The organism is Pseudomonas sp. TMW22089, from assembly GCF_022496645.1.
Lineage (GTDB): Bacteria > Pseudomonadota > Gammaproteobacteria > Pseudomonadales > Pseudomonadaceae > Aquipseudomonas > Aquipseudomonas paraversuta.
The window spans coordinates 22,190-35,064 of record NZ_SCFG01000022.1 but is presented as its reverse complement, the minus strand read 5'-3'; the positions used below and the strand labels follow the sequence as shown (position 1 = coordinate 35,064).

14 protein-coding genes are annotated in these 12,875 nt (G+C 59.1%); 12 read left to right on the top strand and 2 right to left on the bottom strand.

The genetic code is table 11. The features are described from left to right. Nucleotides 1-107: 107 nt before the first annotated feature. Nucleotides 108-614 (bottom strand): hypothetical protein, encoded by a 507-nt coding sequence (locus EQV90_RS17510; protein WP_003439405.1) that lies wholly within the window; start codon nucleotides 612-614, stop codon nucleotides 108-110. A gap of 91 nt (nucleotides 615-705) precedes the next feature. Then, nucleotides 706-2,172: a phospholipid carrier-dependent glycosyltransferase gene (locus EQV90_RS17505; RefSeq protein WP_240878474.1), complete on the bottom strand. Its 1,467-nt coding sequence runs from the start codon at nucleotides 2,170-2,172 to the stop codon at nucleotides 706-708. 244 nt (nucleotides 2,173-2,416) lie between these two features. On the opposite strand from EQV90_RS17505, the gene EQV90_RS17500 reads away from it, so the two are divergent. The 12 genes from EQV90_RS17500 (at nucleotide 2,417) to EQV90_RS17445 (ending at nucleotide 12,786) form a co-directional block, all read left to right on the top strand. Next, nucleotides 2,417-3,439 (top strand): ATP-grasp domain-containing protein, encoded by a 1,023-nt coding sequence (locus tag EQV90_RS17500; protein WP_127196845.1) that lies wholly within the window; start codon nucleotides 2,417-2,419, stop codon nucleotides 3,437-3,439. A gap of 97 nt (nucleotides 3,440-3,536) precedes the next feature. After that, nucleotides 3,537-4,673: a phosphoribosyltransferase domain-containing protein gene (locus tag EQV90_RS17495; RefSeq protein WP_010657268.1), complete on the top strand. Its 1,137-nt coding sequence runs from the start codon at nucleotides 3,537-3,539 to the stop codon at nucleotides 4,671-4,673. After that, the gene (locus EQV90_RS17490) at nucleotides 4,663-5,421 is read left to right on the top strand and encodes a hypothetical protein (protein WP_003439414.1); all 759 of its coding nucleotides are present in this window, start codon (nucleotides 4,663-4,665) and stop codon (nucleotides 5,419-5,421) included. The genes EQV90_RS17495 and EQV90_RS17490 overlap by 11 nt, the downstream gene beginning before the upstream one ends. Then, a complete protein-coding gene (locus EQV90_RS17485; RefSeq protein WP_003439415.1) occupies nucleotides 5,414-6,508 on the top strand; it encodes a cysteine protease StiP domain-containing protein in 1,095 nt (364 codons plus the stop codon). The genes EQV90_RS17490 and EQV90_RS17485 overlap by 8 nt, the downstream gene beginning before the upstream one ends. Further along, the gene (locus tag EQV90_RS17480; RefSeq protein WP_003439417.1) at nucleotides 6,508-7,467 is read left to right on the top strand and encodes an HpcH/HpaI aldolase/citrate lyase family protein; all 960 of its coding nucleotides are present in this window, start codon (nucleotides 6,508-6,510) and stop codon (nucleotides 7,465-7,467) included. The genes EQV90_RS17485 and EQV90_RS17480 overlap by 1 nt, the downstream gene beginning before the upstream one ends. After that, nucleotides 7,464-8,138: an HAD-IB family hydrolase gene (locus EQV90_RS17475; RefSeq protein ID WP_003439418.1), complete on the top strand. Its 675-nt coding sequence runs from the start codon at nucleotides 7,464-7,466 to the stop codon at nucleotides 8,136-8,138. The genes EQV90_RS17480 and EQV90_RS17475 overlap by 4 nt, the downstream gene beginning before the upstream one ends. Before the next feature lie 73 nt (nucleotides 8,139-8,211). Then, nucleotides 8,212-8,802 (top strand): TerD family protein, encoded by a 591-nt coding sequence (locus EQV90_RS17470; RefSeq protein ID WP_003439420.1) that lies wholly within the window; start codon nucleotides 8,212-8,214, stop codon nucleotides 8,800-8,802. Then, nucleotides 8,799-10,001 carry a TerD family protein gene (locus tag EQV90_RS17465; protein WP_240878473.1) on the top strand — a complete coding sequence of 401 codons (1,203 nt, stop codon included), beginning with the start codon at nucleotides 8,799-8,801 and terminating at the stop codon, nucleotides 9,999-10,001. Before EQV90_RS17470 ends, EQV90_RS17465 begins: the two co-directional genes overlap by 4 nt. 66 nt (nucleotides 10,002-10,067) lie before the next feature. Beyond that, nucleotides 10,068-10,517, top strand: a complete 450-nt coding sequence (locus tag EQV90_RS17460) for a tellurite resistance TerB family protein (protein WP_003439424.1) — start codon at nucleotides 10,068-10,070, stop codon at nucleotides 10,515-10,517. A gap of 7 nt (nucleotides 10,518-10,524) precedes the next feature. Next, the gene (locus EQV90_RS17455; protein WP_003439426.1) at nucleotides 10,525-11,568 is read left to right on the top strand and encodes a TerC/Alx family metal homeostasis membrane protein; all 1,044 of its coding nucleotides are present in this window, start codon (nucleotides 10,525-10,527) and stop codon (nucleotides 11,566-11,568) included. Between the two features lie 26 nt (nucleotides 11,569-11,594). Then, nucleotides 11,595-12,170, top strand: coding sequence for a TerD family protein (locus tag EQV90_RS17450; RefSeq protein WP_003439428.1), 576 nt, complete (start codon nucleotides 11,595-11,597; stop codon nucleotides 12,168-12,170). A 37-nt stretch (nucleotides 12,171-12,207) separates the two neighbouring features. Beyond that, on the top strand, nucleotides 12,208-12,786 hold the full coding sequence (locus EQV90_RS17445; protein WP_003439429.1) for a TerD family protein: 579 nt from the start codon (nucleotides 12,208-12,210) through the stop codon (nucleotides 12,784-12,786). Nucleotides 12,787-12,875 lie beyond the last annotated feature (89 nt).

Sequence of the window (12,875 nt, the reverse complement as noted above, 5' to 3'; positions counted from 1 at the left end):
GCAGGTGCCGGCTTGTCTGCAGTGCAGACAAGCCGGTGCTAGCGCGGGCAAGCCATGCTTGCACAGGGTTTGCCCTGACTGACAACCTCTCCAGGCCTGTGTGCAGCTCACGCCCGATTAAGCAGGCGGTTCCAGTTTTGCTCTTCGGGCAACGGCAGGTCGCTGAGTTCACGGGCCACAACATTTTCGATATCGCCGGCGCTCAGGACTTTTTCGTCCAGCCATGGCCACGTCGCATCCGCATCGCGAAAATTCAGCTGATCGTTTAATTGATGGCAGGCAAGTGCGAGTAAATGCATCAGCACCCACTGGCTGGTGATGTATTGCTTCTGCCCGGCCGGGATACGACTGAGCAGGGCCGCCACGTCGGCCAGTTGCGGGCTTGGCGAGGTCGCGGTGTGCAGGTTCCATAAAATCACCCCGTTGTTTGAAGCATCCTTTTGCGCCAGCGCCGGGTCGCTGCTGACGTCAATGCTGAGTTTTACGTCTTGCTGTTCAAGCTGATCAATCAAATAGTTGGCAAGATCGGACTTGCGCAGAAACGCGGTGGCCGTATTGAACGCCAGATGAGCGTCATAGTCGCTCAGGGTCTTGCTGGTGATGTTGATGGTCATGACAGGCTCCTTGGCTGGGAATCGTCCAGCACAGGGAGCGTAGTCAATGCAGGGTAATCGGCCACGCTAACCGGCTTTGTATTGCCCGGGATCAAGTCCGGGGCCCGGGCGTTGCCAGGCTGATGAAGTAATAGTGGTGACGTCCGACGCTGACCTTGTCCACTATGTTCAAGGCTAACCCGGGTATAACCGGTTGTTCGACGATGGCGACGTTATCGGGCGAGGCGCGGAGAAAGGCCTGCAGTTCGGCTGTGGAGTCCAGCGTCTGCTGCAGTTGCTGGCTGTAGAACACCAATGCGCCCAGGCGTTCATCCGGTTGCATCAACGCGATGTGTTTGCCGGCGGCTTGCAGGTTGAGTGCATGGGCCGCTACCGGTTGGAATGACTCCTCCTTGTCGGCCCGTGGCGCCCACAGCGCCGCCAGCAGGTAGCTGGCCACGATGCAGGCTAATACCGCTCCCGCCAGGGCACGATGATGCTCGCTCAGGAATCTGGCCAGGGTCGAGGTCCGGCTTTTCTTGTACAGCCAGTCCAGCACCACCCGGGCATATTCGGCGGCAATGACAGCAGCGGCCGGGGTCAGTGACATGAGGTACACCGCACGTTTGCTTGAGGCCAGGTTCAGCAGCAGAAACTGCGCCAGTAGCCAGACACAGAAGAACAGCAGATACGGGTTGCTTCGAAGTTGCCGGCGAAAGTGCCAGAGCCCCAGATAGGTCAGCAGGTTCCACGGCAGGAAGGCTTCGGGCAGCTTCCTCAGGTAGTAGTAAAACGGTTCGTAATGCCCGGCATCAACAAAGGAGCCGCTGAAACGTCCGACGCTGTTGGTCCACAGCACTTCGCCCACAGCCTGGAGCCCGCCGCGCTGATACAGCACCCACAACCAGATCATCAGCGGAATCAGTCCCAGCAGGGTCAACAGTGCCGGTCGTAGCCAGTCTCGCAGGACAAAGCGCTTCTCCATCAGGCTTTCGCACAGCAGAAATACAAAGATCACCACCCCTGGCAGCGCCAGCCCCAATACCCCTTTGCTCAGGGTTGCAATGGCGATCCCGGCAGCAAACAGCAGCCAGCTGCCCCGTGCAAAGCCCGGCTGGCGGCTGGCGTGAAAAAACGCCAGCAGCGCCATGCTCACGCCCAATGTCAGCAGGGCATCTTCCCCCACTTGACGGGTATTGCCCCAAAAGCTGCCCATGGTCGCCAGCATGGCGGCAGCCGTCCAGGCCAGTGCCGTGGGGCGTCCAAGTTTGCGCAGCATGGCGTATAGCAACATGACGCAAAATAATCCGGCGAAGGCTGATGCCAGGCGCACGGCGAACAGTTCACCCCCGAACAGGCGAATGGCGCCCGTATCCAGCCACAGGCTTAGCGGCGGTTTTTCGAGGAAGGGCTGGTTGAGCAGGGACGGCGTCACCCAATCGTTGCTCAGGTGCATCTGCATGGCGATGCCCGCTACCCGGGACTCGGTCGAGCCTTGCAGTTGGTGGTTGCCCAGGGCAAAAAAGAACAGCAGACAACCGAGCAGCAATAACAGCAGAGCAGGGCGGGTCAGGCGCATTTGGCTACCAGGGCAGAGTCGGAAGTAATGGTGCGCTGGAGTATAGGAGGGCAATTCTTAACAAAATGTGAAACCTGAGACCTCCGGGCTGCAAAGGGTGTGCGGGCTGCGGGAGGTACTCATCCGGGCGCCGGCCTGCCAGCTCCGGCAGGCACACCGGTCAATCACTGGGGCATCTGCCGGCCCCATCCGCTAGACTCCCGCGCTCAACGTGTGTCTCCTCCCTCTGCAGCAAAGGATGTTCATGATCTGGTTTCTTGAAGGGCAATCCAGCCAGCGCGATGTGATTGCCGGCGCGCGCGCGGCGCTGCCCGATGCAGTTCGGATTTTCGCCTCGCACCGTCAAAATCGCCCTGAAATAACCGGACTGGCGGATGTCGCCTGGCGCGAGCCGCTGGACAATCAAGAGCGTATTGCCTGGGTCATTGAGCAGGCCCTGAGCCATCAGATCAAGCTGGTGCTGGCCGGGCGTGTGGGGCAGGTCTATGAAGCCCATCGTGGCCAATTCGAGGCCGCAGGCTTGCAACTGGTCACGGGCGCCCTGGACCTGGACACCTTTGAGCGGGTCGACGACAAGTCGGTATTCACCCGTCAGGCGCTGGCCGCAGGGCTTGCCTGCATTCCGGCGGTGACCGTGCACAACCAGGCCGAGCTGCAAGAGGCCTACGCGCGGCTGTCCCGTGAAGGGCAGGTGTGTGTGAAACCGACCCGCGGCATTTATGGTCAGGGCTTCTGGCGCCTGGGGGATGATGTCGATCCGTTTCGCAGCTTTGCCAATGCCGATGCCCATGAGGTGAATGCCGAGGTATTTGCCCGGGCCTACGGCCAGTCCATTGAGCCCAAACCGTTGCTGGTCATGCCGTACATGCCCGGTAGCGAGGTGTCGGTGGACATGGTGTGCGAAGCGGGCAACGCGGTGGCATATGTCGGGCGGCGCAAACAGGGCCTGATGCAGTCATTCGAATGCGACGGTGCCGCCGTCGAGCTGGCACTCAGAGCCGCGCGGCATTTTTGCTGCGACGGCATCGTCAACGTGCAAACCCGTGATGATGCCGAAGGCAATCCGCATCTGCTGGAGATCAATCTGCGCTACTCCGGTGGTATCGGCTATACCCGGGAAGCGGGGGTTAACCTGCCCGGTATTTTCGCCGCCCGTCGCCTGGGAATGCCCGCGCCGGCCAGTGTCTGGCGCGAGAATGTTCAGGTAAAGGCGATCACTGTCGTGGTTCCGGTTTGCGGCGAAGCGCTTTTGGATCGGCAGAATTGATTTTGGCCATCTTTGGTAACCATTTTTAACTTGTCCTAAAACCCGGGCTCCCAGATCGTCCCTCACTTTTTAAGTCTTTCCAGGTAGTAAAACATTGATGAACAGCGGTAACCCCATGACCGGATCCAAGGCTTTGCACGCAAACCTTAAGCGCGGTCGACTGGATGTTGAGGTCAATGCATCGACCTTTGATCCCCAGGCACTTTTCAGTTTTGCCGAGCGCCGCAATCCCAAGCGCGCTTTTTTGTTTGTTTCCCGTGTGCTCGGCCGGCATATCCCGGCTCGTCCGTCGCTGATGGCCGCAAGCTTTAACGCGCTGGCGGCGAAAATCCCTGCCGACCTGCCTGGCCCGGTGCTGGTGATCGGCATGGCAGAAACCGCCGTGGGCCTGGGCGCAGGTGTGCATCGCGCCCTGAGCCGGACCCGTGATGACAGCCTGTACCTGTGCAGCAGTCGCCACCCCACCGGCGGCGAACTGTTCACCCGTTTTGAAGAAGAACACAGCCACGCCAGCTCGCATTTGCTGCACCTGCCGCAAGATGCCAGGACCCGGGAGATGATGCTGACTGCCCGTTCGCTGGTTCTGGTGGACGACGAAGCCTCGACCGGCAATACCTTCATCAACCTGAGCAAGGCGCTTGCCGAAGCCGGGCTGGATTCCATTCAACGGATAGTCACGGCAACCCTGACCGACTGGTCCGGGGACGCGGTGCGCAAGGCCATGGGCGATCACGTCAGCAGCGTGTCGTTGCTCGACGGTCGCTACACCTTCACCGAAGACCCCGCCGCAGAACTGCCCGACATGCCTGAAGTCGGCAGTGTGGCCCGGGGCGACTGGCCCCTGGACCCGAATCGCGACTGGGCCCGTATGGGGGTGCGTGAACACCTCGATACCCTGGCGCCCGGCTTGCAGGTTTTGCCAGGGGAGCGGGTGTTGGTCATTGGTACCAGCGAGTATGTATGGCGCCCGTTCCTGCTGGCCGAGCGCCTGGAGCGAGCCGGTGCCGATGTGCACTTCAGCTCCACCAGCCGTTCGCCGATTGCGCTGGGGCATGCCATCGATCATGCGCTGTCGTTCTGCGACAACTACGGTCTGGGTATTCCCAACTTCTTGTACAACGTTGCTCCCGGCCAGTTCGACCGGGTGCTGATCTGTACTGAAACCCCGGCAGCGGCGGTGGATCCGGCGCTGGTCAGCGCATTGAATGCACAGGTGATCGTTGATGAGCGTTAATCGTCCACTGGTGTTCGTTGATCTGGACGACACCCTGTTTCAGACCGCCCGCAAAATGGGGGATGAGCCACGCTTCCCGGCGACCCTGGATGTGGACGGTCAGCCCAACGGCTTTATGAGCGCGACGCAGAAAAGCTTTGTTGAATGGCTGCTGGCCACTGCCGATGTGGTCCCGGTGACCGCCCGCAGCATCGAGGCCTATCAACGGGTGCAACTGCCTTTTGTGCATGGCGCGGTGTGCGCCCATGGCGGGGTGATCCTCAATCCTGACGGTTCGCTGGACCCGGTCTGGCATGCGCACATGGGTACTGAGCTGGCGCTGGAGCAAACCCGCCTGCATCAGTTGAGTGAGCAAACCCTGGCCATTGGCGCCGAGCTGGGTTTCTCCCTGCGTGGCTGGGTGGTTGAGGAGCAAGGCTTGGCCAATTACGTGGTCACCAAGCACAACAACGAAACTGACGATGCACTGCTCACCGTGCTGGCCGTGGTCAAGGCGCGCGGTTTGCTGGACGGGTTGTACGTGCACGGCAACGGCAACAACCTGGCGTTCCTGCCGGTGGCCCTGCAAAAGCGCGCCGCAGTGCGCGAATGGGTACGTCGCGATCAGGCGATCAACGGTAAACGACCGTTGCTGGGCTTTGGCGACAGTGTCTCGGACATGGGCTTCATGACCGAGTGCGATTGGTGGGGGACGCCCAAGCGTGGTCAGCTGGCCAGTCATGTGCTGGCGAGCGTCAGCCATGAGTAATGCTTTCGAAGGCCTGCAAACCGTCGGCAGTGGCAGTTATGCCACCGATGATGTGCACTTTTTGCTGCGCACCATGCAGATTGAAGTCACCGATGTGCAGGAAAAAGAGCGCCTGATCCAGACCCGTCAGCGTCACTACTCGGAGATGATCAGCCAGGAACATCCGCCGTCCGACACCCATAAAAGCCTGTACCGCCTGGCGCTGGCGCAGAACGGCGCGCGCATGGCCGCAGATGTACAGGCGCTGGCCCGGGCCCTGGACCAGCGTTACAACGGCCCGACCATTGCGCTGGTGTCGTTCGTGCGTGCCGGGTTGCCGCTGGGTGTGTTGTTGCGTCGTGCGCTGGTCGAATCGGGCCGTGACGCCCGGCATTACGGGATCAGCATTATTCGTGATCGTGGAATCGACAACGTAGCACTCGAAGCTATCATCAAGACCCACGGCGCCGAGAACATCGTGTTTGTGGATGGCTGGACCGGCAAAGGTGCAATCAGCGGGCAGATCCGCGACAGCCTGGCCGGCGATTCGCGTTTCCCGGCCGACCCGCGCCTGGTGGTGCTGGCCGACCCCTGCGGAAGGGCCTGGCTGGCGGCTTCGGCAGAAGACTGGCTGATTCCTTCGGGCATCCTGGGGGCGACAGTGTCGGGCCTTGTTTCCCGTTCGATCTGGCCGCAAGACCCCGGCCTGCATGGTTGCGTGGTGTATTCGCATCTGGCCGGGCACGACGTGACACAAGACTTTATCCGCAGTATCGAAGCCGAGCGCGCGCAATTGGCGCCCCAGGCAGCCGCCCAACCCTGGACTGCGGAGCAGGCGCAAATATTGCAACGCTCAGCCGTGGCTGCGGTCGAACGTATCTCGACACGGTTTGCAGTGAGCAACCCGAACCGCGTCAAACCGGGCATCGCCGAGGCCACGCGCGCAGTCATGCGCCGGGTGCCGGACCACGTGCTGGTGCGCAACCGCGACGATCAGGATGTTCAATTGCTGCTGCACCTTACCCGGCAGGCGAATATCGAGGTCGAAGAAGTCGGTGAAGAGTTGGGGCCGTATCGCGCCGTGACTGTAATCAGGAGTGTTCGCTGATGATCAAGCATTCCGCCTTTGCCTTGGGCGCCACTCTTTATATGCCGGCCACCCGTCCCGACATTATGGACGTGGTCATGGGCGAGAAAATCCAGGGCCTGCGTTCGCTGGTGGTGTGCCTTGAAGACGCAGTGGCCGAGACGGACGTGCAGCAGGGGCTGAGCAACCTGAAAAATCTGTTGCTGGGCATCGAGGCGCGCGGCGGTCGACCGTCCGGCGGGCCGATCCTTTTTGTTCGGCCCCGGGATGCGGCAATGGCAGCGGTGCTTAATGAGTGGTCGTTGATGCGTCACGTCGACGGTTTTGTGGTGCCCAAACTGCGTCTGGGCAATATCCGCGAGTGGCAGCAGGCGGTGACCCGCAACGAATTGATGCTGATGCCGACCCTGGAAACTCCCGAGGTGTATGACCCGGGGGCCATGGTTGAATTGCGCAGTGCGATGCTCGAGCAGCTGCCGGGGCGGATTATCGCCTTGCGCATCGGTGGCAACGATTTGATGGGTTGCCTGGGCTTGCGTCGCAGCCCGGCGATGACCCTGTACAGCACGCCCATGAGCTATGTTATTCCGATGCTGTGCGGCGTGATGGGCTCTGCCGGTTTCGCCCTTACGGCCCCGGTGTTTGAACAGCTCAATAGCCCGCAGTTGCTGGAGCAGGAACTGGCGCTGGACATGGCCCACGGGCTGGTGGGTAAAACCGCTATCCATCCGTCGCAAATTGCAGTTATCCACAGGGCGTTGCAAGTCAGCCTTGAAGATCTCAACAGCGCACGCCACATACTGAGTGAGGCGGCGCCTGCGGTGTTCAAGTTCAACGACGCCATGTGCGAGCCTGCGACCCATTACAAATGGGCGCAAACAATTATTGAGCGAGCGCACTGGCAGGGGGTTCGCCCTGAAACCGGCGGCTCGTCGGACACTTTTGGAGGCAGCCTGCGATTGGCTGAATTAGTGGGTTGAACGACGTTTTGAATACACCAGTTAAAGGCAAGCAGGTTCTGTCAGCGTTTGATTTCGATGGCACGCTGACCTATCACGATACCTTTGTGCCGTTTTTGCGCTTTGCTTTTGGCAACCGGCTGTTCGCCATGCGCTTGATGCGGATGATTCCATCAACAGTTTGTTACCTGCTGGGTCAGATATCGCGTAATGATTTGAAGGAAAAGCTGATCACGGTCTATCTGACAGGTGCCAAAGAAGCCTGGGTCAAGGAACGTGCAGAAGCATTTTGTGACGTTTCGTGGCAGCGCCTAATGCGCCCTTTGGGCTTAACATCTGTCGCCAACCAGCTGGAGCAGGGCGCCACGGTCACCATTTGCTCGGCGTCCCCCGAACTGGTGCTCACGCCTTTCGCCAAAAAGCTTGGTATCGGCCTGATCGGTACCCGGCTGGCATCAGTCGACGGCGTACTGACGGGAGAGATCGACGGTACCAACTGTCGCTGTGAACAAAAAGTCATCCGGTTAGAGGCCAAGTATGGGCCTCTGGACCGCTACACATTGCGCGCCTGGGGTGACACCCGGGGTGATGAACAAATGCTCGGAGCCGCCGAGGAGCCACATTGGCGCGAATTTCACGCGCTGTGGCGCCGCAAGCGGCCACTTGATGTGTGCTTGCGCGAAGAGTTGTAAGCAAGGCGTAAGCAAAGCACGTCAATAATCAGCACCAACCTATCGTGCTTCAGTGCAGACAAGGAGACGCTTCATGGCCATTTCGCTATCCAAGAACCAAACCATTTCTCTCGAGAAAGAAGCCGGAACCGGTCTTAAGAAAATTCGCATGGGCCTGGGATGGGACCCGGTCAAGCCGAGCGGTTTTTTTGCCAAATTGCTCAACAGTGATACCGCCATCGATCTGGATGCTTCATGCATCCTGCTCGACAGTGCCGGCCAACCCCAGGATCTGGTGTGGTTCCGCCAGCTCAAATCCACTGACGGTTCCATCGTTCACTCCGGCGACAACCGTACGGGTGAAGGCGATGGAGACGATGAGTCGATACAGGTCAATCTTGAGCAACTGCCCGCCAGCGTGAAACACCTGGTGTTTACCGTTAACTCGTTCACCGGGCAAAACTTTGAAGCGGTAGAGAATGCCTACTGCCGTATCGTCGATGAACTGAGCGGTAAAGAACTGGCGCGCTTCAACCTCTCCGACAAGGGCCGCCACACCGGTGTAGTCATGGCCTACCTGAGCCGTACTGCGGCGGGTTGGGACCTGACCGCAGTGGGTACCGTTGCCAATGGCCGTACGGCACAGGACCTGAGCAGCGAGGCCGCCAAGGCGGTGCGCCCATGAGTACTCTGACTCCCGGCGCCAACACTGCGGTGACCACCGGCACCCTCAGTGTCACCATCAGCTACAGCCCTGTGCCGGGGGCTGATCTGGACGTGTCGGCCTTCCTGCTCAATGAGTCGGGCAAGGTTCGCGGTGACAACGACATGTGTTTCTTCGGCCAGCAAAGCGTCAACAATGGCGCGGTAAAGCTGGCGGAATCTGCGCCCGGTCGCAGCGTGTTCAGCCTCAATCTGGACGCCATAGACGCGGCTATCGATAAAGTCGCACTGACCGCGACCATTTATGAGAACAAGGCCAGATTCGACGCGTTCCCGCAGCTCAATGTGTCTGTGAGCGGCGGTATTGAAGCGCCGATTCCGACCGTGGGCATGCAGGAAACCGCATTGATCCTCGGCGAGTTTTACCGCCGCCAGGGCGCGTGGAAGTTCCGTTGCGTGGCCCAGGGTTTTGCCGGTGGTCTGGCGCCTTTGGCCCAGCACTTCGGGGTTGATATTGCGGCACCTGCACCGACCCCGGCAGCACCGCCAGCAGCGCCTGCGCCAGTTGTTGCTCCGGCGGCTGCACCAGCCCCGGCATCGAAGGTCAACCTGTCGAAAATCACCCTCGACAAGCAGCGTCCCTCGATCAGCCTGGACAAAAAGGACGGTGATTTTGGCGAGATCAAAATCAACCTCAACTGGAACCGCGCCACGCCGAGCGGCGGCGGTGGTTTCTTTGCCTCGCTGCGCGGCAAGTCGGGCGGTATCGACCTTGATGTCGGCTGCCTGTACGAAATGGAAAACGGCCGCAAGGGTGCCGTTCAGGCCCTGGGCAACGCGTTTGGCGATTTCCGTGACGAGCCGTTCATTCAATTGATGGGTGACGACCGCACCGGCTCCGTGAGCGACGGCGAGTGGCTGCGCATCAACGGCAAGGAGTGGCGCAAGATGCGTCGCGTACTGGTGTACGCATTCATCTACGAAGGCGCCCCGAACTGGCAGGCCACCGATGGCGTGATTACCTTGTATATTCCGGGCGAGCCCCCAATTGAAGTGCGTCTGAGTGAAGAGGGCGGCACCAAAGGCATGTGCGCCATTGCCCTGCTCGAAAATGTCGGTGGCAGCGTCAAGGTCAACCGCAGGGTCGAGTTCTTCAAAGGGCACTCGGACATGGACAAAGCATTTGGCTGGGGCATGCGCTGGGCTGCCGGCTCTAAATGAGCGTTATGTAATTGGCCGCCAGCCGAGGCTGGCGGCATTCACTCAATTTCTGACAAGGTGACCCCAATGCTTGAATGGCTGAAAACCAACGCAACCGCCGCCCGTGACAAGCTTTCGGCGGAAGTCAGCAAATTTAAAAACCGTGAGTTCATGGAAGCCGTGGTTTCCGGATGCGCACTGGTGGCGGCAGCTGATGGCAACATCAGCAGCGACGAAAAGCAGAAGATGGTCGGGTTCATCCAGAACTCAAACGAATTGAAGGCCTTTGACGTTAAAGACGTGATCAAGTCCTTCAACGAGGTCTGCGACAAGTTTGAATTCGATCAGCAGATCGGTCGCGCAGAAGCCCTGAAGTCGATCGGTCAGTTACGAAAAAAAGAAGATGCTGCCCGTCTGCTGGTGCGTGTTTGCTGCGCAATCGGTAGCGCCGACGGCAACTTCGATGAAAGTGAGCGGGCTGCTTGCCGCACTATCTGCAATGAGCTGGGGTTGAACCCTGGCGATTTTGATCTCTGAGGACATCATGGAAAACACGGCAATTGGCTTTCCGCCAACTACCATCGCTGTATTTGTGGCGCTAGCGGTCATTGCTCTGGCAGTCGACCTGTTTACCCACAAAAGCGATAAACCGGTCACGCTGACCAACGCCGCCGTCTGGTCGGTGTTCTGGGTGCTGATCTCGCTCGCGTTCGCGGGCTACCTGTACTACGCCCACGGTCCGAGCGTGGCCAGTCTGTTCGTTACCGGTTATGCGCTGGAAAAAGTGCTCAGCGTCGACAACCTGTTCGTGTTCATGGCCATCTTTGCCTGGTTCAAGGTGCCTGACGCGCTGCGTCACCGCGTTCTGTACTGGGGCATCATCGGTGCCATCGTCTTCCGCCTGATCTTTGTGGCAATCGGTACCGGCCTGCTGGCGTTCGGTCCCTGGGTCGAAGTGCTGTTCGCGGTGGTTGTGGCCTGGACCGCAATCATGATGCTGCGCAGCAAGGAAGAGGATGAGGAGGAGGATTACTCCAAGCACATGGCCTACCGCTTTGCGCAAAAACTGTTCCCGGTCTGGCCGAAGCTGCACGGACATAATTTCTTTGTTTCGCGCAAAGAGCTTGAAAAAGAGATCACGAAGCCGCAGAACAAGGGAATGACCCTGGCTGCCAAAGGCACCTTGTTCGCGACACCGCTGTTTCTGTGTGTGGTAGTGGTCGAGGTTTCGGACATTTTGTTCGCCTTCGACTCCGTACCTGCAGTGATCGCAGTGAGCCGTGAACCGTTGATCGTGTACTCGGCCATGATGTTCGCCATTCTTGGCCTGCGGACCATGTACTTTGTCCTCGAAGCGCTGAAGCGCTACCTGGTTCACCTGGAGAAATCGGTTATCGCGCTGTTGTTCTTTATCGCCGGCAAGCTGGCCTTGAACGCAACCGATCACCTGTTTGGCCATGGTTATGAAATTGATCCAAACACCAGCCTGATCGTGGTGTTGGTGGTACTGGCCATCGGTGTTGTGGCCAGCATCATGTTTCCCGGTAAAGAAGAGCAGTCCGACGTTAAAAACGATACGAACGCTTGATCGCACATTACTAAGGAGAATTACACATGGCACTTTCCCTTTCCAAAGGCGGCAACCTGTCCCTGTCCAAAGAAGCTCCGGGGATGACTAAAGTCCTCGTGGGCCTGGGCTGGGACGCTCGTTCCACCGATGGTCAAGACTTCGACCTGGATGCGAGCGCTTTCTTGCTCAAGGCTGACGGCAAAGTACGCGCTGACTCCGATTTCATTTTTTACAACCAGCTCAAAAGCACCGACGGCTCGGTTGAGCACACCGGCGATAACCGTACCGGTGAAGGCGACGGCGACGACGAGGCGATCAAGATCGACCTGTCCAAAGTCCCTGCCGAGATCGACAAGATCGCGATCACTGTGACCATCCACGAAGCTGACGCCCGCAAGCAGAACTTCGGTCAGGTGCGCAATGCCTTCATCCGTCTGGTCAACCAGGACAACAACAACGAAGTTGTTCGCTATGACCTCGCGGAAGATGCCAGCACCGAAACCGCAATGATCTTTGCCGAGCTGTATCGCAATGGCGCCGAATGGAAATTCCGCGCTGTAGGCCAGGGCTTCAACGGTGGCCTCAAGCCATTGGCTGAAAGCTTCGGTCTGAAGTTTTAATCGACCCATCCATCTTTCTATATAAGGGTTCACGAACATGGCAGTAAGTCTGAGCAAGGGCGGCAACGTCTCCCTGACCAAAGAAGCACCTGGCCTGACAGAAGTAATTGTTGGCCTGGGTTGGGATCCACGTGTCACCGACGGTACCGAGTTCGACCTGGACGCCTCGGTATTTATTGTTGGCGAGAGCGGCAAAGTGCTGAACGACGGCAGCTTTGTGTTCTACAACAATAAAACCTCACCGGACGGCAACGTCGTGCACCAGGGCGACAACCGCTCGGGCGCTGGTGAAGGCGACGATGAGCAAATCAACGTCAACCTGGCTGGTCTGGCACAAGAAGCCAAGAAACTGGCTTTCGCCGTGACCATCCACGACGCTGATGGCCGTAAGCAGAACTTCGGCCAGGTGTCGAACGCTTACATCCGCGTACTGAACAAAGCGGATAACAAAGAGCTGGCACGTTTTGACCTGAGCGAAGACGCATCCACCGAGACTGCCATGGTCTTCGGCGAGCTGTATCGCAATGGCGAAGAGTGGAAGTTCAAGGCAATCGGCCAGGGCTTTGCAGGCGGTCTGGCACCGTTGGCATCGAACTTTGGGGTTAACCTGGGCTAAGCCCGGCGTTACACAAAAGGCCCTCCCCGGTAACGGGGAGGGCCTTTTTTATGCCTGCCTGACCCTGCAGGAGCGAGCTGGTTAACAAA